The sequence below is a fragment of the Micromonospora terminaliae genome, from assembly GCF_009671205.1.
Classification (GTDB): Bacteria; Actinomycetota; Actinomycetes; order Mycobacteriales; family Micromonosporaceae; genus Micromonospora; species Micromonospora terminaliae.
Map to the genome: position 1 here is coordinate 782,890 of NZ_CP045309.1, position 18,768 is coordinate 801,657.

17 protein-coding genes are annotated in these 18,768 nt (G+C 74.6%); 8 read left to right on the top strand and 9 right to left on the bottom strand.

What is annotated here, in order from left to right; genetic code table 11:
• The first annotated feature begins 25 nt into the window (after positions 1 to 25).
• Positions 26 to 835, top strand: coding sequence for a class I SAM-dependent methyltransferase (locus tag GCE86_RS03545; protein WP_154225577.1), 810 nt, complete (start codon positions 26 to 28; stop codon positions 833 to 835).
• Between the two features lie 14 nt (positions 836 to 849).
• Here the strand turns inward: GCE86_RS03545 and GCE86_RS03550 are convergent, their stop codons facing one another.
• From GCE86_RS03550 to GCE86_RS03560, 3 genes are all read right to left on the bottom strand, one after another.
• Positions 850 to 1,605 (bottom strand): alpha/beta fold hydrolase, encoded by a 756-nt coding sequence (locus GCE86_RS03550; protein ID WP_154225578.1) that lies wholly within the window; start codon positions 1,603 to 1,605, stop codon positions 850 to 852.
• 153 nt (positions 1,606 to 1,758) lie between these two features.
• Complete coding sequence (locus GCE86_RS03555) at positions 1,759 to 3,831, bottom strand: phosphocholine-specific phospholipase C (RefSeq protein ID WP_154225579.1); 2,073 nt, start codon at positions 3,829 to 3,831, stop codon at positions 1,759 to 1,761.
• Between the two features lie 145 nt (positions 3,832 to 3,976).
• A complete protein-coding gene (locus tag GCE86_RS03560) occupies positions 3,977 to 4,435 on the bottom strand; it encodes a DUF5709 domain-containing protein (RefSeq protein ID WP_154225580.1) in 459 nt (152 codons plus the stop codon).
• 211 nt (positions 4,436 to 4,646) lie between these two features.
• On the opposite strand from GCE86_RS03560, the gene GCE86_RS03565 reads away from it, so the two are divergent.
• On the top strand, positions 4,647 to 6,305 hold the full coding sequence (locus GCE86_RS03565) for an NAD(P)/FAD-dependent oxidoreductase (protein WP_154225581.1): 1,659 nt from the start codon (positions 4,647 to 4,649) through the stop codon (positions 6,303 to 6,305).
• Positions 6,302 to 7,726: an ATP-binding protein gene (locus tag GCE86_RS03570; protein ID WP_208818067.1), complete on the top strand. Its 1,425-nt coding sequence runs from the start codon at positions 6,302 to 6,304 to the stop codon at positions 7,724 to 7,726. Before GCE86_RS03565 ends, GCE86_RS03570 begins: the two co-directional genes overlap by 4 nt.
• Positions 7,727 to 7,735: 9 nt before the next feature.
• On the opposite strand, the gene GCE86_RS03575 is transcribed toward GCE86_RS03570, so the two are convergent.
• The 4 genes from GCE86_RS03575 to GCE86_RS03590 form a co-directional block, all read right to left on the bottom strand.
• Positions 7,736 to 8,563, bottom strand: a complete 828-nt coding sequence (locus tag GCE86_RS03575; protein ID WP_204343272.1) for a DUF72 domain-containing protein — start codon at positions 8,561 to 8,563, stop codon at positions 7,736 to 7,738.
• A gap of 107 nt (positions 8,564 to 8,670) precedes the next feature.
• Positions 8,671 to 9,663 carry a GGDEF domain-containing protein gene (locus tag GCE86_RS03580; RefSeq protein WP_154225583.1) on the bottom strand — a complete coding sequence of 331 codons (993 nt, stop codon included), beginning with the start codon at positions 9,661 to 9,663 and terminating at the stop codon, positions 8,671 to 8,673.
• A 141-nt stretch (positions 9,664 to 9,804) separates the two neighbouring features.
• On the bottom strand, positions 9,805 to 10,818 hold the full coding sequence (locus tag GCE86_RS03585) for an ATP-dependent DNA ligase (protein WP_239543404.1): 1,014 nt from the start codon (positions 10,816 to 10,818) through the stop codon (positions 9,805 to 9,807).
• 169 nt (positions 10,819 to 10,987) lie between these two features.
• A complete protein-coding gene (locus GCE86_RS03590; protein WP_154225584.1) occupies positions 10,988 to 12,265 on the bottom strand; it encodes an erythromycin esterase family protein in 1,278 nt (425 codons plus the stop codon).
• A 102-nt stretch (positions 12,266 to 12,367) separates the two neighbouring features.
• On the opposite strand from GCE86_RS03590, the gene GCE86_RS03595 reads away from it, so the two are divergent.
• Positions 12,368 to 13,579, top strand: coding sequence for a low temperature requirement protein A (locus GCE86_RS03595; protein WP_163636959.1), 1,212 nt, complete (start codon positions 12,368 to 12,370; stop codon positions 13,577 to 13,579).
• A gap of 69 nt (positions 13,580 to 13,648) precedes the next feature.
• Entirely contained in the window at positions 13,649 to 15,232 is a 1,584-nt protein-coding gene (locus GCE86_RS03600; RefSeq protein ID WP_154225586.1) for a PP2C family protein-serine/threonine phosphatase, read from the top strand.
• A gap of 13 nt (positions 15,233 to 15,245) precedes the next feature.
• On the opposite strand, the gene GCE86_RS03605 is transcribed toward GCE86_RS03600, so the two are convergent.
• Positions 15,246 to 15,569: an STAS domain-containing protein gene (locus tag GCE86_RS03605; RefSeq protein WP_154225587.1), complete on the bottom strand. Its 324-nt coding sequence runs from the start codon at positions 15,567 to 15,569 to the stop codon at positions 15,246 to 15,248.
• A gap of 147 nt (positions 15,570 to 15,716) precedes the next feature.
• Between GCE86_RS03605 and GCE86_RS03610 the strand changes: the two genes are divergently transcribed.
• Complete coding sequence (locus tag GCE86_RS03610) at positions 15,717 to 16,472, top strand: peptidylprolyl isomerase (RefSeq protein WP_154225588.1); 756 nt, start codon at positions 15,717 to 15,719, stop codon at positions 16,470 to 16,472.
• A gap of 84 nt (positions 16,473 to 16,556) precedes the next feature.
• On the opposite strand, the gene GCE86_RS03615 is transcribed toward GCE86_RS03610, so the two are convergent.
• A complete protein-coding gene (locus GCE86_RS03615) occupies positions 16,557 to 17,123 on the bottom strand; it encodes a snapalysin family zinc-dependent metalloprotease (RefSeq protein ID WP_154225589.1) in 567 nt (188 codons plus the stop codon).
• A 172-nt stretch (positions 17,124 to 17,295) separates the two neighbouring features.
• Here GCE86_RS03615 and GCE86_RS03620 point away from each other — a divergent pair, with 172 nt between their 5' ends.
• Positions 17,296 to 17,709, top strand: a complete 414-nt coding sequence (locus tag GCE86_RS03620; protein WP_163636957.1) for a hypothetical protein — start codon at positions 17,296 to 17,298, stop codon at positions 17,707 to 17,709.
• 38 nt (positions 17,710 to 17,747) lie between these two features.
• Positions 17,748 to 18,725 carry a DUF2804 domain-containing protein gene (locus GCE86_RS03625; RefSeq protein WP_154225591.1) on the top strand — a complete coding sequence of 326 codons (978 nt, stop codon included), beginning with the start codon at positions 17,748 to 17,750 and terminating at the stop codon, positions 18,723 to 18,725.
• Positions 18,726 to 18,768: the final 43 nt, after the last annotated feature.

The window sequence follows — 18,768 nt, forward strand, 5'->3', positions numbered from 1 at the left end:
CCCGCTGCGACAGGGATGAGGAACGATGCCGACCCACGTCCACGACACCGACTACGCCTTCGACAACGGCTCTCCCGACGCGGTGCCCCAGCTGCGGGCGCTGGAGTCCTTCCTGGACCCGATCACCGCGCGCCGGATCGCCCCGCCGGTGCTCGCCCCGGGCAGTCGGTGCTGGGAGGTCGGCGCCGGCGGCGGCTCGATCGCCCGGCGCCTGGCCCGGGCGGTGGGCCCGGGTGGCCGGGTGCTGGCCACCGACCTCGACACCGCGCACCTCACGGCCGCGGGCAATCTCGACGTGCGCCGGCACGACGTGCGCACCGATCCGCCGCCCGGCGATGCCTTCGACCTCATCCACGCCCGGCTCGTGCTGCTGCACCTGCCGGAGCGGCGGCGCGTGCTGGCCTCGCTGGCCGGCACGCTGGCCCCCGGCGGGTGGCTGGTCGTCGAGGAGTTCGACTGCACCGCGCCGCTGCGCGTGCTGACCGCGCCGAGCGACGACGCGGCGAAGCTCTTCGCGCAGGTGACCGACGCGATGCTCGACATCCTCCAGAGCCACGGCGCCGACCTGGCCTGGGCGCAGGACGTGCACGGCGAACTGGTGGCGGCGGGGCTGGCCGAGGTGGACACGATCACCCACGCGCGGAGCTGGCCCGGCGGCTCGCTGGGCGCGTCGCTGTACGGGACGAACTCCCGGCAGCTGGAGCCCGAGCTGCTCGACGCCGGGTTGTCGCCGGGTCAGCTGGAGGCCTTCCGCCGGCTGCTGCGAGACCCGGGGTTCGCCGTGATGTCGTACCAGTTCGTGTCGAGCCGGGGGCGGCGGCCGGTGGCGCGGTGAACACCGGTCCGGGGTCACCGCCCGAGGAACTCCTCGATCACCGTGACCAGCCGCACCGGGGTCTCGTACATGGCGTAGTGCCCCGCGTTGGCGAGGACCTCGAGCCGGGCGTTGGGGTAGTGGCGCAGCCAGGTCTCGCGCATCGTGTCCGCGCCCAGCGCGGGGTCGTGCTCACCGACCACGGCGAGCGCCGGCACCGGGTTGCCCTTCACCTCGTCGGTGAAGTCGGTGCGCGCCCACGCCGTGAGGTACGCGCCGAACGCCTCCGGGGTGGACTGGTCCAGGGAGAACCGGACCATCTCGTCCAGCCAGCGGCCGGACAGCCGGTTGCCGGTGGTGAGGTCGATGATCGCGCGGCGGTTGGCCGGCTCGGCGGCCGCGCCGTCGAACAGCGTCCAGGCCTGCAGGTCGAACGGCACGCCACCGGCCGGGACCGGGCTGACGCCGATGAGGTGGGTCACCCGCCCGGGGGCGTCGGCGAGGACCCGCTGGGCCGCGCTGCCGCCCATGGAGTGCCCGACCACCGAGAAGGTGTCCCAGCCGAGGGAGTCGACCAGGCCGAGGGCGTCGCGGGAGATCTCGGCGAGGGTGTGCTCGCCGGCCACCCCGGTGCGCTCGCCGTAGCCCCGGTAGTCGGGGAACGCCCAGGTGAAGCGCTCGACGTCGAGGAGCTCCGGCAGCCAGCCCCAGCCCCGCGACGAGCCGAACCACCCGTGCAGGGCCAGCACCCGGTGCGGCCCGTGACCGACCGTGCGGTGGCTGATCGTCATGTCGAGACCCCTTCCCCTGGTCCGGCGTGGCGACAGTGAACGACGTGCTGGCCGCGCGGGGGAACACCGGCGTCGGATACGCGACGCCGCACGGGTGCCCGGGGTGGCCGTCCCGCCTCCGATCGGCGGCGGGACGGCCCACCCGGGGCCGGATCAGACCAGGCCACCCATGGCCGGGTCGCTGATGCTGGGCTTGCCGTTCTCGACGTGACCGGCGTACCGGACCGCGAAGGCGGCGTCGGCCGAGACGGTGACGGTCAGGTCGTACCAGCCGTGCGACCGCGACAGCGACCAGGAGGGAAACGCCGTCTCGCCCGGCTTGAGCGCCAGCCTCGTCCGCTTCGACGCGTAGCGGTCGGCGACGGTCACCTCGACGCGCTTCGTGCCCCGGTTCGTCAGGGTGAGGCCGACGTGGTGGTCGCGCTCGTCGTACCGCGCCCGGACGTCGACACCGGCGCCCGCGCCGCCGCTGAAACGGCGGAAGAAGCCGTTGGGGCCGTGGACCTCGAGGTCGTACCCGGCGGTGGCGTCCCAGGTGTCGCTCACCTGCCGGCCCGGCTCGACCGTGTAGGTGCGGGGCGGCTGGGCCGGGTCGGCGGAGCGGACTCCGAAGACGCCGGTGGCGCCCCCCGAGTTGCCGAAGTCGAGGTGGAACGACGTGCCGGCCGCCCGCCCGTCCACGTGCAGGGTGTACGGGATGGCCCGCGCGGGGCGCACGCCGCGTTCCTGCCGGGGCAGGCGCGGGTCGGCCGGCGGCACCGGCACCTCGTCGGGCTGGCGGGTCAGGTCGACGGGCTTGAGGTCGGCCGTGTCCGGCAGCTTCACCCGCGGCGAGGCGTTCGGGGTCCGGAAGTCGAACGCGCTGGTCAGGTCGCCGACCACCGCGCGGCGCCACGGCGTGATGTTGGACTCGACCAGGTCCGGGTTGCCCTTGGCGAACCGGGCCTCCAGGAAGCGGATGAGCGAGGTGTGGTCGAACACCTGCGAGTTGACCCAGCCGCCCCGGGTCCACGGTGAGACGACGATCATCGGTACCCGGATGCCGAGCCCGTACGGGCCGGCGGCGCGCCGCGCGTCGCCCGGGAAGATCTCGTTGGTGGTGACCACCGTGGACAGGCCCTCGGCGCGGCTCTGCGGCGGCGTCGGCGGCACCAGGTGGTCGAAGAAGCCACCCTCCTCGTCGTACGTGATGAACAGCGCCATCCGGCTCCACACCTCGGGGTGACTGGCCAGGATGTCGACGACCTGCGACATGTACCAGGCGCCGTAGTCGGGGCCCCAGTTCGGGTGCTCGCTGTAGGCCTCCGGCGCGACGATCCAGGACACCTGCGGCAGCGTCCCGTTCGCCACGTCCCGGCGGAAGTCGGCCAGCAGCGCCTCGGGGGAGCGGTCCTGCGCCGAGATCTCGGTGCCGGTCTTCGCCCGGTCGGCGAGGGGGCTGCCGGGCCGGGCGTTCTGGTACTGGTGGAAGTAGAGCAGCGAGTTGTCCCCGTAGTTGCCGATGAACGGGTCACCGGTCCAGCCCCAGTAGCCCTCGGCGGTCAGCCCCGTGCCCACGTCCTGGTAGACCTTCCACGACACGCCGGCACGCTCCAGCCGCTCCGGGTAGGTCGACCAGTCGTAGCCCGCCTCGGCGTTGTCGATGACCGGGCCGCCGCCCTTGCCGTCGTTGCCGACCCAGCCGGTCCACATGTGGTAGCGGTTGGGGTCGGTCGAGGCGAGCACCGAGCAGTGGTAGTTGTCGCAGACGGTGAAGGCGTCCGCGAGGGCGAAGTGGTAGGGCAGGTCGCCACGGGTGTGGTGGGTCATGGTGACCACGCCCTTGTTGGGCACCCACCGGTCGAAGCGGCCGCCGTTCCAGGCGCCGTGGGTGTCGGCCCACCCGTGGGGCGGGTCGGGCAGGAAGGTCTGCCCGAGGTCCGGCACCTCGGGCCGGAAGGGGAGCAGGTCGGCCGAGCCGTTCGGCTGGTGCCAGACGCTCCGGCCCGACGGCAGCGTCACCGGGTGCGGGTCCCCGAAGCCGCGGACCCCGCGCAGGGTGCCGAAGAAGTGGTCGAAGGACCGGTTCTCCTGCATGAGGATGATGACGTGCTCGACGTCCTCGATGGAACCGGTCCGGTTGTTCGCCGGGATGGCGAGGGCCTTGCTGAAGTCCACCGGCAGGGCGGCCGCCGCCACCGGAGCGCTCATCATCTTCAGGAATTTCCGACGGTCGACCTGTGCCATGACTCAAACCCACCTTGACTGACGCCGAACTGTTGGCGGGTGCACGCTATTGGCGCCAGATGGACCTGACGTGTCCGGAACGCGAGCGATGTGCCAACGCTGGGTCGAGCCACCGGCCGGCGCGGCGGCCAGTAAGGCCCGCCGCTCAGCGCAGCGGGCCGTCCCCGGGGCCGTTCGGGTCGTCGACCAGGTGCATGGCGGCCTCCTCGGCGCTGGCCCCGCCCCCGTCGATGCCGGCGTCCCAGGCGACCGCGTCCGCCTCCTCGTCCTCGCCGAGGCCCGCGTCCTCGGCGACCAGGCGTCCCGTCCGCGCCTCCCGCTCGTAGCCCCGGCGGGTCAGCTCGTCCTCGTCGTCGTCCGCCTCGGCGTACGGGTCGATGTCCGGTTCCTCCTGGGCGAGCAGGTGCGCGAGGGAGTCGCCGGCGCGCTCCTCGGCGGGGGTGGTGCCGAACCGGTTCGCCGCCGTCCAGTGGTCGGCGGCCACGATGCCGGTGTCGAGGGGATCGCCGGCCCGGTCGTCGTCCAGGGTGTCGGACGCGTCCAGGACCCCGTCGTCCTCGGCCACGTTCCACTCGTCGATGTCGGTCCGCTCGGTCTGGCTCATGGCGTTCCCTCCCTGGTCAAAAAGCCGGCGTTGCCGCCCCAGCCTAGAACCGCCCGGGCCGGCGGCCACCACCGGTGGCCGGTCACAGCCCTCCGCCCCGGGCGTCGCGGGCGACGATCCCGTGCCGCCACGGGAGCGCGGCCGGCCCGGGTGAGCGGGCCGGGACGGCGCGTGGTGGGGATCGGCCGGCGCGGGTGCTTTAGTAGACGCCATGCCCAACCCCGCGATCCTCACCGTCGACGACGACCCGGCCGTCTCCCGGGCGGTCGCCCGCGACCTCCGGCGCCGCTACGGCGACCGCTACCGGGTGGTGCGGGCCGACTCGGCCGAGGCGGCGCTGGAGGCGCTGCGCGAGCTGAAGCTGCGCGGCGAGCAGGTGGCGGTGCTGATCGCCGACTACCGGATGCCGCAGATGAACGGCATCGAGTTCCTCGAGGCCGCCATGGACCTCTTCCCGGCCGCGCGCCGGGTGCTGCTCACCGCGTACGCCGACACCGACGCCGCCATCAACGCCATCAACGTGGTCGACCTCGACCACTACCTGCTCAAGCCGTGGCACCCGCCGGAGGAGAAGCTCTACCCGGTGCTGGACGAGTTGCTGGCCGCGTGGACGGCCGGTGCGGCCACGGCCACCGCCGAGCTGCGCGTGGTGGGGCACCGCTGGTCGGCCCCGTCGTTCAAGGCCCGGGACTTCCTGGCCCGCAACCTGGTGCCGTTCCGCTGGGTGCTCGCCGACCAGCCGGAGGGCGCCGAGCTGCTGGCGGCGGCGGGGGTGACGGCGAACGACGTACCCCTGGTGGTGACGGCCGACGGCAAGTCGCTGGTGCAGCCGACGACGGCCGACCTGGCCGCGCAGGTCGGGCTGGCCACGACGCCGGCGGCGGACTTCTACGACCTGGTGGTGGTGGGCGCCGGCCCGGCCGGGCTCGGCGCGGCCGTCTATGGCGCCTCGGAAGGCCTGCGGACGGTGCTGATCGAGCGGCGGGCCACCGGTGGCCAGGCCGGGCAGAGCAGCCGGATCGAGAACTACCTCGGCTTCCCCGACGGCGTGTCCGGCCTGCAGCTGACCGACCGGGCCCGCCGGCAGGCGCTGCGGTTCGGCGCCGAGCTGCTGAGCGCCCGCGAGGTGGTGTCCCTGGAGGACGGGGGCGGGGCGCGGGTGCTGCGGTTCGCCGACGGCAGCAGCGTCGCCGCGCACACGGTGGTGCTCGCCACCGGCGTCTCCTACCGGATGCTGCCCGCGCCGGGGCTGGCGGAGCTGACCGGGCGGGGCTGCTTCTACGGCTCGGTGGCCAGCGAGGCGCCGAGCTGCTCGGGGGAGGACGTCTACATCGTGGGCGGGGCGAACTCCGCGGGCCAGGCCGCCGTGCACTTCTCCCGGTACGCCCGCCGGGTGCACCTGCTGATCCGCGGCGACGACCTGACCCGGTCGATGTCCAGCTACCTGATCGAGCAGATCGCCCGGATCGACACCATCGAGGTCCACCCGCACACCGAGGTGGTCGGCGGCGCCGGCCAGGAGCACCTGGAGGAGGTGACCCTGCGCGACACCCGCACCGGCGAGACGCGGCGGGTCGACACCTCCTGGCTGTTCGTGTTCATCGGCGCGGAGCCGCACACCGACTGGCTCGACGGCGCGGTCGCCCGGGACGGCCGGGGCTTCGTCCTCACCGGACCGGACCTCACCCGGGGTGGCCGGCGGCCGGCCGGCTGGTCGCTGCCGCGCGACCCGTACCACCTGGAGTCGAGCATGCCGGGCGTCTTCGCGGCCGGCGACGTGCGGGCCGAGTCGGTGAAGCGGGTCGCCTCGGCCGTGGGCGAGGGCGCCATGGCGGTCTCGCTCGTGCACCGCTACCTGGAGGCACAGTGATCACTGACAGCGACCGGCTCACCCCGGACGACCTGCGGCGTCTCTTCCTCTTCGAGTCGCTGAGCCCGGAGCAGCTCGCGCACCTGGCCGAGCACGGCCGGGTGGAGCGGCGGCGTGCCGGCGAGGCCGTCTACGTCGAGGGCGAGCCGGCGAGCTGCTTCTACGTGCTGCTCGACGGCACCGTGACCCTGCACCGCCGGGTGCAGGGCGACGACGTGGAGCTCAGCCGCACCAGCCAGCCCGGCGTCTACGGCGGCGCCATGCAGGCGTACGTGGGCGACCTGGCCGAGCAGCGCTACCTGAACAGCCTCTTCGCGGTGACCGACTGCGCGGTCTTCGCGCTCCCCGCCCAGATCATCGCCGACGCGATGCGCAGCTGGTTCCCGATGGCCACCCACCTGCTGGAGGGGCTGTTCGTGGGGATGCGCAACACGCAGACCATCGTCGGCGAGCGGGAGCGGCTGCTGGCCCTGGGCGCCCTCTCGGCCGGGCTCACCCACGAGCTCAACAACCCGGCGGCGGCCGCCGTGCGGGCCACCTCGGCGCTGCGCGGCCGGGTCGCCAAGATGCGGCACAAGCTCGCCATGATCGCCGACGGCCGGCTCGACGGCCGGCGCCTGCACGACCTCGTCGCCCTGCAGGAGGAGGCGGTGAAGCGGGCCGCCGCCGCGCCCGCGCTGACCCCACTGGCGGCCAGCGACGCCGAGGACGAGCTGGCCGACTGGCTCGACGAGCACGGCGTCCGGGGGGCCTGGGAGCTCGCCCCGACCCTGGTCGCCGGGGGCATCGACAGCGGCTGGCTGGGCCAGGTCGACGCCGCGGTCGGCGCCGACGACCTGGAGTCGGCGATCCACTGGATCACGTACACCATCGACACCGAGCTGCTGATGGGCGAGATCGACGACGCGGTCGGCCGGGTCTCCGGGCTGGTCGGCGCCGCGAAGCAGTACTCCCAGCTCGACCGGGCGCCCTACCAGACGGTGGACGTGCACGACCTGCTCGACGCCACGCTGGTCATGCTCCAGGCGAAGATCCCGGCCGGGGTGCGGGTGGTGAAGGAGTACGACCGCGGCGTGCCGCCCGTTCCCGCGTACGCGGCCGAGCTGAACCAGGTGTGGACCAACCTGATCGACAACGCGCTCGGCGCGATGGCGGGCAGCGGCACGCTGACGATCCGGACCGGCCGCAAGGAGGACCGGCTCGTCGTGGAGGTCGGCGACACCGGCGGCGGCATCCCGCCGGAGATCCGGCCCCGCATCTTCGAGCCGTTCTTCACCACGAAGCCCGTCGGCGAGGGCACCGGGCTCGGGCTCGACATCTCCTACCGGATCGTCGTCAACAAGCACCACGGCGACATCCGGGTGCGGTCGGAGCCGGGTGACACCCGCTTCTTCGTGCTGCTGCCGCTGAGGCCGGCCTGACCGGTCGCCTCAGAACAGCGTCGACGGCTCCGCCGGCACCGGTCGGGGCAGCGGCGCGAGTTCGGGCAGGCGCGCCCGGACCTGGTCGTGGAAGCGGCGGGCGAGGTCGGGCGCGTCGGCGTTGTCCGGGGTGTGCACGAACACGGTGGGCGAGCGGCCCTCGCGCAGCCAGCCGGTCACCACGTCGAGCCACGGTTGCCAGCCCTCGACCGTGCACGCCGGGTCGTCCCGGCCGAGGTAGCGGACGATGGGCCGGTCGGTCAGGGCGCTTGTCCGCAGCGGCGTGCGCGGCTTCTTCAACCACGCGTCCCGCTCCGCGTCGCTGGTCGGCGGGGTGCGGAAGAACGCCGTGGTGTCGAAGGGGATCCACTCGGCGCCGGCCCGGGTGAGCGTCTCCTCCAGGGCGCGCGCCGCGCCGGGGTCGGTGAAGAACGCGGCGTGGCGGACCTCGACGGCGTACCGGTGGGTGGTGGGCAGGCCGCGCAGGAAGCGGGCCAGCGTGGGCACGTCGCCGGGGCCGAACGAGCCCGGCAGCTGCACCCAGAGGGCGTGCGCCCGCGGGCCGAGGGGTTCGACGGCGTCGAGGAAGGCCCGCAGCTCCGCGTCGGCGTCGGTGAGCCGGCGCTCGTGCGTGACGACCTTGGGGAACTTGGGTACGAAGCGGAACGCGGGATCGGTCTGCCCGGCCCAGGACGCGACCGTCTCCCGGCTCGGGGTCGCGTAGAAGGTGGTGTTCCCCTCGACCGCCGTGCACCACTCCGCGTAGGCGCGCAGCCGCTCGTGTGCCGGCAGCGGGTGCGGCAGGTACCGCCCCTGCCAGGCCCGGTGCGTCCACATGGCGCAGCCCACGTGCAGCCGCATCCCCGCGCCTCCCACCCCTCGACGGTCCGGCGCGGCCACCCGCGCCGCGGCAACGGTATCCGGCCCCGCCCGGTACCGTCCGCTCAGGCGCGACCGGTGCCGTCGGCGAGCAGCCGGCCCGCCGCTCGGCGGCGTTGCTGCTTGACGAGGTAGAGCCGCTGGTCGGCGACGTACAGCAGCCGGTCGAGGCTGTCGCCGTCGTAGGGCGCGGTGGCCGAGCCGACGCTGACGCCGGCCAGCCCGCGCACGGCCGCCTCGATCCGGGCCGCCGCGGCCCGCGCCGATTCCCGGTCGGCGTCGGACAGCACCACCACGAACTCGTCGCCCCCGATCCGGGCGAGGGCGTCCTCGGCCCGCAGCACGTTCCGGGTGGCCGCCACCACCCGGCGCAGCAGGTCGTCGCCGGCGGCGTGCCCGAGGCGGTCGTTCACCAGCTTGAAGTCGTCCAGGTCGAGGCAGAGCAGCGACGGGCCGGGGCGGCAGCCGGCGTGGAACAGGAACGTCGCCAGCTCGGCCAGGCCACGCCGGTTCAGCGCGCCGGTGAGCGGGTCCAGCGACGCCAGGGCGCGCAACTGGGATCGCTGCCGGGCGAGGGCCCGGGTCTGCGTCGAGCAGACCGAGGCCAGGACCAGCATGCCGGCCAGGTAGACGAACACGTGACCGGCGGGGGCCGGCGGGCCGGCGACGGCGACGGCGACGTACGACCCGACGGTGAGCACCTCCAGCCCCACCATGAGTCGCAGGTGCGGGGTGTAGCCGGCGACGAACACGGACGTGGTCACGAAGCCCAGCGCGGCCGGCGACGTCACGCCGCCGTCCCAGTACGCGCCGAGCGCCGCCATCACCAGCGTGACCATGAGGAGGGTGAACGACACCCGGTAGCCGGACGCCTTGGTGGTCACGCGGCTGGCCGCCCACATCCCCACGACGCCGGCGGCCAGACCGCTGCCGTACGCCGTGAGCATCAGCTCCCGGTTCGGCGCGGAGAGCGTCAGGAGACAGTAGACGACGGCGACCGAGTGGGAGACGGCGTGCAGCGCCGCGCTGAGCAGGGTGCGGCGGCGGCGCTCCCTCACCCCACCGTCCACCGTGCCCCCGACCCCGGGCCGCTCACCACGTCGAAATTCAATGACCTGCGTCAACCGGCAGTCAAGAGACGAGTCGTTAACGAGCTGTTCATACTACGCACGGTAGGGCCCGGATGACGCTGCGGTCGGTCAGTGCCCGCCGCCCAGGTTGCCGCCCAGCGCCTGCGGGCCGTCGGTCAGCACCGGCAGGTCCCCGGCGGCCAGGTCGAGCCGGGGCCGCAGGTGCCGGACCCGGTGCCGCCAGCGGCCGTGCTCGTACGCCGTGTCGGCCTCCACCTCGACGACGAGATCCTGGCGCACCGGCGTGTACGGCAGCGGCGGCGCCGGGTTGAGCTGGCCGGTCCACCCGCCGGGCAGCGGCTGCGGCCAGGGGTGACCCGGCGCGGCGGTCGGCTGGAGCAGCCCGGCCAGCTCGCGGCGCTGCGGCGGGCGCAGCGGGTGGGTCCGTCCCAGGTAGCGCAGGCGGCCCCGGTCGTCGCACCGGCCGACGAGAAGCGTGTCCGGGTCGGTCACCGGACCGGTGACGCCGCCCACGAGGGTCTCCACGGTGTGGTGGGCGCGGACCTTCTGCCAGCCCCGCCGGCCCGGCTCGTACCGCCCGTCGCTCCGCTTCACGACGATCCCCTCGACACCCGCGTCGGTCCACGTCCGGAGCCACTCGCGGGCCTCGGCCGGGTCGCCGGTCTGGGGGCAGAGGACGAGCCCGGCAGGCGCGTCGGCGAGGAGCCCCGCCAGCCGGTCGCGCCGCTCGGCCAGCGGGAGGTCGAGCAGCGGCTCCCCGTCCGGGCCGCTCAGCAGGTCGAAGGCCACGAAGTGGGCGGGATGGCGATCCGCCAGGTCCGCGAGGCGGCGTCCGGCGGTCACCCGCCGCTGGAGCAGCGCGAAGTCGGTGCGGCCCTCCGCCCACACGATCAGTTCGCCGTCGAGCACCGTACCGGCCGGCAGGGACCGCAGCGTCCGGGTGACGTCCGGGAAGTAGCCGGTGAGGTCCCGGCCCGCCCGGGACTGCAGGCGCACCCCGGCCGCGTCCCGGAACGCGAGGGTCCGCCAGCCGTCCCACTTCGGCTCGTACGCCAGATGCGGGCCGGTGGGCAGGTCCGCCACCGGCGCGGCGAGCATCGGGGTGAGCGGTGGACGCAGCATGGGCTTCCCGTCGCGCGGATCCGCCCGGCGGTCGAGCCCGGGCGAGGGGCCCGGCACGGCCCCTGGTCGGCTCCGGCGCGGTTACCCGGGCAGCGGCCCGGCGAACGTCCACCGGCGCACGCGGACGGCCGGGGCGGGCGTTCCGGCCGAAACCACCCGGCACGGCGGGTCACACGCCGGACGGCCAGGTCTCCGGCTCGGCGGGCACCGGCCGGACGGGCAACGGCCGGACCGCGCGGGAGGTGTCGAACCAGCAGAAGGCGTCGTACCGGTCCCCGAGCACCGTGGGCACGTAGTTGCCCGGGCTCTCCCGCGGCGGGCGGTAGACCACGCCGATGGCCCGGTGGTCGATCTCGTGGGTCAGCAGGTCGGGCCGGCCGTCGCGCGGGAAGACCAGCAACGCCCGGTCCGGGGCGGCCGCGTGCAGGGCCTCCTCCAGCGAGTGGCGGCGCGCCGGCGGGACGGTCATCGTCGCCATGGGCGCACCCCATGCCGGGCCGGCCGTCACCGTGCCGGAGTGGGTGCCGAACCCCACCAGCACCACCCGCTCCCGCCCGTACCGCTCCCGGGCCAGCTGCCCGATGTTGACCTCGCCGGCGTCCGCCATGTCGGTGGCCCGGGCGTCGCCGACGTGGGTGTTGTGCGCCCAGACCACCGCCCGGGAGCCCGGCCCGTAGTGGTCCAGCAGCCGGGCAAGGGTGTCGTCCATGTGCCGGTCGCGGACGTTCCACGACTCCCGCCCGCCCCGGACCATCGCCCGGTAGTAGCGCTCGGCGCCGGCCACCACCTCGGCGTTCTGCCAGGCGCCGAAGCGGTCCGGGGCGGCGGCCCGCTCGCGGAGCGCGGCCAGCAGCGCGACCACCTCGTCCTCGCAGCGGTGCGGGACCAGGCGGGTGGCGAGCGCGTACCGCTGCGGGTCCTCGTCGTACGGCTCGAAACAGCGGTACGCGGCCAGCGCGGCCGGCACCTGCCCGGGGTCGTGCTCCCGCAGCCAGGTGAGGATCTCCCGGAGCGACTCCCAGAGCGAGTAGACGTCCAAGCCGTGGAAGCCCACCCGGTCGGCCTCGTCCACCCGCGCGTTGTGCTCCCGCAGCCAGCGGGCGAAGTCGACGACCTCCTCGTTCGCCCACATCCAGGTCGGCCACCGTTCGAACGCGGCGAGGGCGGCGCGCGGGTCGGCCGGTGCCCCGGGGCGGCAGCGGACGCTGCGGTCCACCCGGTCGCAGTCGGGCCAGTCGCCCTCCACGGCGACGAACGAGAAGCCCCGCTCCCGCACGAGCCGGCGGGTGACGGCCGCCCGCCAGGTGTAGAACTCGTGCGTGCCGTGGGTGGCCTCGCCGAGCATCACCACCCGGGCGTCGCCGACCCGGTCCAGCAGCGCGTCCAGGCTGCCCGGGCCGGTCAGCGGTGTCGCCAGCGCGGCCACCTCGGCGTCGTAGCGTCCCATCCCGGCGCGGTACCCGCTGCCACGGCCGCCATGCCGCGTCCCTGCGGGTGGCGGCCGCCGATCCCGCCGTGGCCGGGCGCGGTGCGGGTGACGATGGGCGGCATGGGACTTCGGGCAGGCGGAGGCCAGGACCTGCTGCAACGGCGCGAGGACGTGCGGCAGGCGAACTTCCTGGAGCTGTTCGTCGACCTGGTGCTGGTGTTCGCCCTGTCCGGCGTCGTGAGCCGGGTGGTCCGCGAGATCACCGCCGACGACGCCGTCGTGCGCTGGCGGTCGATGGCCTACCTGCTGGTGCTGGCCATGCCGCTGATCTGGTTGTGGATCACCACCGCGCACATCACGAGCTGGTTCGACCCCCGCCGCCGCAAGATCCAGTGGTTGGTGCTGACCAGCGCCTTCGGCCTGCTGGTCATGGCGGCCTCCCTGCCGGCCGCCTTCGTCGGCCGCGGCCTGGCCTTCGTGCTGCCGTACGTGATTCTGCAGTGCGGCCGGCCGCTGGTCCTCCTGCCCGGCCTGCGCGGCCACCCGCTCGGCAGGCTCTACCTGCGTTCGGTGCTCTGGTGCGTCGGTACATCCGTCCTCTGGTTCGCGGGCGCGGCGTTCAGCGGCGGCGCCCGGGCCGCGCTGTGGGGGACCGCGGTGACCGTGGACATCGTCGCCGCGCAGCTCCGGTGGCCGGTGCCGGGAATGGCCCGCCCGCCGGTCAGCGCGTGGGCCATGGACAGCGGCCACCACCTGCCGGAGCGCTACCAGCAGCTGCTGCTGATCGCCCTCGGCGAGACCGTCCTCGCCGTCGGCGTCACCTTCGCCGCCCAGCCGATCGGCCCGGACACCGCGGCCATGCTGGTGATCGCGTACCTCTCGACGGTGCTCATGTGGCGCATCTACTTCTACCGCTCCGGGCAGGTGCTCGCCGAGGCCGTGGCCGCGGCGGGGGACCGGCTCACCGCCGGCCGTGCGACCGGCGTCGCGCACATCGTCATGGTGATCGGGATCGTCGCCACCGCCGTCGGCTACGAGGTCGTCCTCGAGCACCCGGACGGGCGGCCCGAACCGGTCTGGCTGGCCGTGATCCTCGGCGGCCCGGCGTTCTTCCTGTACGGCCGCATCCGCCTGGAACGGGTGGTGTTCAACCGGCTGTCGCTCCGGCGGGTCGTCGCCATCGCCACCCTGGCGGTCACCGCGGTGCCCCTGTACTTCACGGCGCCGCTGGCCGCCTCGGTCGTGGCCCTGCTGGTCCTGCTGGGCGTCGCCGTCGCCGACGCCCGGCACGCGGCCGGCCGCCCGCCGGAGCACCCGTCGCCGGCCCACTGACGCGCCGGCGGCTCGTTCCCAGGCATGGCGGGGCTCGGATCCGCGGCCGGAGCTGGCTAGGCTGCGCGCATGGCAGACGAGGCCCGGCCGGCCGCCACCGCCGAGCCGGCCGCACCGCCGACCGCCGGGGCGGCGTACCCGTCGATCGCCGACCCCGTGGTGGCGGCGGTCCGGCAGGTGCTGGCGGGGATCCCGGCGGGCTGCACCTGGCTGCTGCCGGTGCGGGATCCGGACGGCGGGGTCGTCGACTTCCTGGTCGCCGCCACCAGCGCACAGGGGCGCGACGTCCACGGCCGGGGTATGGGGCGGGTCGGCCAACACCTCAGCGCGCTGTATCCCGGCATGGTGGCCGGCCCGCTGTGGCAGGCGTACCAGGAGGTGCTGGCCACCGGCGAGCCGGCGCACCTGCCCGACTTCCGGTACGCCGGTCACGGCGCCGGGGTCGTCGCCGACTCCGTCTTCGACGTGAGCGTGCACCGGGTGCTGGGCGGCCTGCTGGTCTGGTGGCAGCGGCTGGACGAGGACCGGCTCCGGCTGACCCGCACCGAGCTGCTGGGCAGCCTGGGCTGGGCGGAGTACGACCTGGTCACCGGCCGCAGCGAGTGGTCGCCGGGGATGTACCGCATCTTCGAGCGGGATCCGGCGCTGGGGCCGATGTCCCGGGCCGACCAGGCCGCCGCGCTCCTGCCCGACGACCACGGCCTGCGCGAGGCCGCCTGGCAGACGCTGGACAGCGGCGCCGCGTCGGACGTCACGGTGCGGTTCCGCGCGGCCGGGACGGTCAAGCACCTGCGGATCCTGTCGGACGTGGCCCGCGACGAGGGCGGCGCGCCGGTGAAGATCTACGCGGTGGTCCAGGACGTGACCGCGCGGGAGGACTCGCGGGGCGCCATCGAGCAGCTGCGCGACCAGCTGCGGACCCGGGAGACGACCGCGCTGGCCGAGCACCGCCTCGCCGGCCAGCTCCAGAACCTCATCCAGCCGGTGCCCCGCGAACCGGTCACCCTGGCCGGGCTGGAGGTGCTGGTCGGTTACCTGCCGGCGGAGAGCGCGTTGCGGGTCGGTGGCGACTGGTATCACGCCGAGACGCTGCCGGACGGGCCGGTCGTGCTGGCGGTCGGCGACCTGGCCGGGCACGGGTTGGAGGCGGCCAGCGGCATGGCCCACCTGCGCTTCGCGCTCGTGGCCTGGCTCTCGATCGGCATCCGCGACCCGGCCGTGCTGCTCGGGCACATGAACCGGCTCTGCGGCCAGTTGGGCGTCACCGGCACCGCGGTGCTCGCGGTGTTCGACCCGGCGACCCGGCATCTGGCCTGGGCCCGGGCCGGGCACCCGCTGCCGATGCTCTCCCGGGCGGGTGTCACCGGCGACCTCGGCCGGCCCGCCGGGATGCTGCTGGGCGCCGACCCCACCGCCGGCTACCCGGTGGTCACCACCGAACTGCGCGGCGACGACGTGCTGCTGTTCTACACCGACGGGCTGACCGAACGCCGCGCCGGGAACCCGGAGGACCGGGTGACGGCGGTGCGGGCGGCCCTCTCGGGCTTCACCGGCCGGCCGGGGCCGCGGCAGGTGGCCCGGCTGCGCGACGCGCTGCACCGGCCGAGCTCGCACGACGACACCTGCACCCTGGCCGTCCGCGTGCTGCCCTGACCGTCCGCGCCGGTCAGCCGGTCCCGCCTTCGGGGTGCCGGAGCAGCTCGCCGACGCCGGTCAGCTCCAGCAGAGCGGCCACCGACCCGGCGGCGTTCACCAGATAGAGCCGGCCGTCGGCCGCCCGTGCCCGGTGGTGCGCGGCCACCAGGGCGTGGATCCCGGTGGAGTCGAGGAACTCGACCGCCGCCAGGTCGACCACCACGATCGGAGCGGCGTCCACGGCGGCCAGCAACGTGCCGGTCAACCGCTCCCGGACGGCCAGGTCACACTCGCCGGTCAGCCGGATCACCGTCCGGCCCGGCTCACGGGAGGTCCTCGCCTGGAACGACGCCATGGGCAGCCACGCTCTCTCGCCTCACGTACCAGCCTGCTCGGCGCCATCATGCCCATTTTTCCCGGGCGCGTCGACCATCATCGACATCCGGGCGGCACCTCCATAGACTCCGGTCTTTCTGGTACCACGAGTCCAGGGAGGACCCACGTGTCGAGCGAAACCCGACCGCACGCCGCACCGCCCCTGCTGGCCCGCCTCGCCGGGGTGGCGATGGTCTCCGCCGCGCTGGTCGCCACCGGCGGCGCCGCCGCGAGCGCGGCCCCCGCCGAGCCGGCGCCCACGAAGGGCCCGTGCGCGTACACGCCGACGCCGGACGAGCCGGCGGCCCGGCCGGTGCCGCTGCCGCCGGACCCCCGCCGCACCCCCGACCGGGGCACGGTCCGGATCACGCTGCACACCAACCAGGGGCCGATCGGGCTGACCCTCGACCGCGAGCAGGCCCCGTGCACCGTGCAGAGCTTCCTGCACCTGGCCCGGCACAGGTTCTACGACCGGACGATCTGCCACCGGCTCACCGCGTACCCGACGCTGAAGGTGCTCCAGTGCGGCGACCCGTCCGGCACGGGTGAGGGCGGCCCGGGCTACCGGTACGCCGACGAGCTGCCCACCGACCTGCCGCCGGCGCCGACCGACCCGACCGGGGTCCGCCGCCTCTACGCCCGGGGCACCCTGGCCATGGCCAACGCCGGCCCGGACACCAACGGCAGCCAGTTCTTCCTGGTCCAGTCCGACTCGGCGCTGCGTCCCAACTACACCGTCTTCGGCACCATCGACGCGGCCGGGCTGGCCACCCTGGACCGGATCGCGGCCGGCGGGATCGCCGCCACGCCCGAGGACCCGGCGCCGGTCGACGGCGCACCGGCCCTGCCCGTGGAGATCTGCAAGGCCACCCGGGGCCGCTGACCCGCGGGGCTCCGGTCCCGAACCGGGAGCGCCCGGCCGGTCGGCGGATACGCCGCCCGGCCGGGCGTCCCTTCGTGGCGCCGGTCAGCGCTGGGCGCCCGCCGCGACGGGGGCCGGCCAGCTGCCGGTGAAGACCTGCGGCGTCGTCGCGCTGCGGGCCGCGAAGCCGAACAGCGAGTCGACCCGGGCGGCCTCGGTGGTGCTCGGGTACGGGTTGGTGCAGCTGGTGCCGGCGCTGCCGCCGGACATCAGGATCGCGCAGTTGCCGTTGTAGTTGTCGGGCAGGCCGAGGATGTGCCCGATCTCGTGGGTCATGATGCGCAGCGGCGAGTACTGCTGCGCCTGGTAGTAGTCGATGACGACGCGGCCGTTGCCGAGGCTCGTGCGCTGGGCGTACGAGCCGCCCCCGTAGGTGTAGTAGATCATCAGGTTCGAGCCGCACTGCGCCATGTTGATGTTGTTCGTGCGGTTGTTCCAGATCGAGGCGGCCTGGACGGCGTAGCTGGCGAACGGCCCGGCCTGGCTGGTGTTGTAGCAGACGTTGCGGACGGCCGCGGCGGCCGGCGCCGCGTCCACGGTGACGGCGCCCAGCGCCGCCAGTGCCGCGGTGGCGACGGTGGCGAGGAACCGGGTGACCTTGGGCAGACGCATCGCTCACTCTCCTTGTGGGACGGGGTCGAGCGGGGACCGGCCCAGCCTATATATCGGCTTAGATCGATATCAAGCATTGACAGGCATCACTTCAACGGCGGGCCGGCATGATCCGTCCGAATCGGGGGTAGAAGGACATCTCTGTATCTCGACCGCGGGAAGGAGGGCGGTCATGCCGTTTCCCCACGGACCCGACGGACCCCGGAGGGCCCCCGCGCCACCGGCCGACGTCCCGCCCATGTACGTGCGGTACCTGCGCGACCGGCTGCTGGAGGCCGAGGCCGGGCTCACGGCGATGAGCGAGCGGTACGAGCGGACCAAGGCCGCCTTCGACCGCCGCTACGCGCGCCGGGGCATCACCCCCGACACCGACATCGTCGGCTACCTCAACGCCAAGGCGTTGAACCCGGAGCTGAAGTTCTGGTACGCCAAGGTGGAGCACTTCCAGCGCGAGCTGGCGGCCTACGGCGCCGCGCTGACCGGGCTGGCGGCGGCCGACCGGATGCTCGCCGCGGAGGGCCAGCGGATTCCCGCGGACCGGCAGCGGTCCCGCACCGGCCGGCCGAACCTGAACCGCGTCGGCTGAGCGGTCTCGGGCGCGGCCCGAACCGGTAGCCTGCGTCGATGACGCACGAGCGGGAGATCACCGAGCCGGTCGACCTGTGCCGGCCGGACGGGCGGTTGAACCCGGCCGCGGTGGGCTGGAGCCGGCGGCCGCTGCACCGGGCGAACCTGCGCGGCTGGGGCCGGGCCAAGCGCTGGGAGCACTGGGGCGTCGTCACACCGACCCACATCCTCGGCCTCGTGGCGTCGTCGCTGGACTACGCCGGCGTGCACAGCCTCTACCTGCTCGACCGCCGCACCGGCATCGAGCGGGCCACCGAGGCCGTCGTCCCGCTCGCCCGCGGCGCGGTGCTGCCGCCGGTCAGCGGGGCGGGCGCCGTGCGGGCCCGCGGCGGCGGCCTCGCCGTCCAGATCGACCAGCGCCCCGACGGCAGCACCATCCGGGCCACCGCGCCCGGCGTCGAGGTGGACCTGGTGGTGCCCCTGCCGCCGGGGCACGAGTCGCTGGGCGTGGTGGTGCCGTGGAGCACCCGCCGGTTCCAGTACACCCACAAGGACATCGGCCGGCCGGTGCGCGGCACACTCCGGGTGGACGGCACGGCGTACCCGGTCGACACCGAGTCGTTCGCGGCGCTCGACCACGGCCGCGGCAAGTGGCGGTACGCGGTGAGCTGGAACTGGGCCGCCGGCAGCGGACCGGGCCGGGCCATCCAGCTCGGTGGCAGGTGGACCGACGGGACGGGGGCGACCGAGAACGCGGTCTTCGTCGACGGGCGGCTGCACAAGATCGGCGCGGACCTGGCCTGGAGCTACGACCGCACCGACTGGCTGCGGCCCTGGCGGGTCACCGGTGACCGGGTGGACGTCACGTTCCACCCGTTCCACGAGCGCGTGGCGCGCACCAACCTCGGCGTGCTGGCCGGGGAGACCCACCAGTGCTTCGGGCACTTCTCGGGGTGGGCCGCCACCGACGACGGCGAGCGGGTGGACCTCGACGGCCTGGTCGGCTGGGCGGAGGAGGCCCGCAACCGCTGGTGACCGTGGATCCCCGCCGCGCCCGGGCCGGCGCGGCGGGGGTCGC

Coding starts and splice junctions, on each gene's coding strand:
- GCE86_RS03560 (WP_154225580.1), bottom strand. CDS start 4,435: ATGAGCCAGACCGAGCGGACCGACATCGACGAGTGGAACGTGGCCGAG.
- GCE86_RS03595 (WP_163636959.1), top strand. CDS start 12,368: ATGGGACTTCGGGCAGGCGGAGGCCAGGACCTGCTGCAACGGCGCGAG.
- GCE86_RS03600 (WP_154225586.1), top strand. CDS start 13,649: ATGGCAGACGAGGCCCGGCCGGCCGCCACCGCCGAGCCGGCCGCACCG.
- GCE86_RS03615 (WP_154225589.1), bottom strand. CDS start 17,123: ATGCGTCTGCCCAAGGTCACCCGGTTCCTCGCCACCGTCGCCACCGCG.
- GCE86_RS03585 (WP_239543404.1), bottom strand. CDS start 10,818: ATGCTGCGTCCACCGCTCACCCCGATGCTCGCCGCGCCGGTGGCGGAC.
- GCE86_RS03555 (WP_154225579.1), bottom strand. CDS start 3,831: ATGGCACAGGTCGACCGTCGGAAATTCCTGAAGATGATGAGCGCTCCG.
- GCE86_RS03620 (WP_163636957.1), top strand. CDS start 17,296: ATGCCGTTTCCCCACGGACCCGACGGACCCCGGAGGGCCCCCGCGCCA.
- GCE86_RS03575 (WP_204343272.1), bottom strand. CDS start 8,563: ATGTGGACGCACCGGGCCTGGCAGGGGCGGTACCTGCCGCACCCGCTG.
- GCE86_RS03545 (WP_154225577.1), top strand. CDS start 26: ATGCCGACCCACGTCCACGACACCGACTACGCCTTCGACAACGGCTCT.
- GCE86_RS03625 (WP_154225591.1), top strand. CDS start 17,748: ATGACGCACGAGCGGGAGATCACCGAGCCGGTCGACCTGTGCCGGCCG.
- GCE86_RS03590 (WP_154225584.1), bottom strand. CDS start 12,265: ATGGGACGCTACGACGCCGAGGTGGCCGCGCTGGCGACACCGCTGACC.
- GCE86_RS03550 (WP_154225578.1), bottom strand. CDS start 1,605: ATGACGATCAGCCACCGCACGGTCGGTCACGGGCCGCACCGGGTGCTG.
- GCE86_RS03565 (WP_154225581.1), top strand. CDS start 4,647: ATGCCCAACCCCGCGATCCTCACCGTCGACGACGACCCGGCCGTCTCC.
- GCE86_RS03605 (WP_154225587.1), bottom strand. CDS start 15,569: ATGGCGTCGTTCCAGGCGAGGACCTCCCGTGAGCCGGGCCGGACGGTG.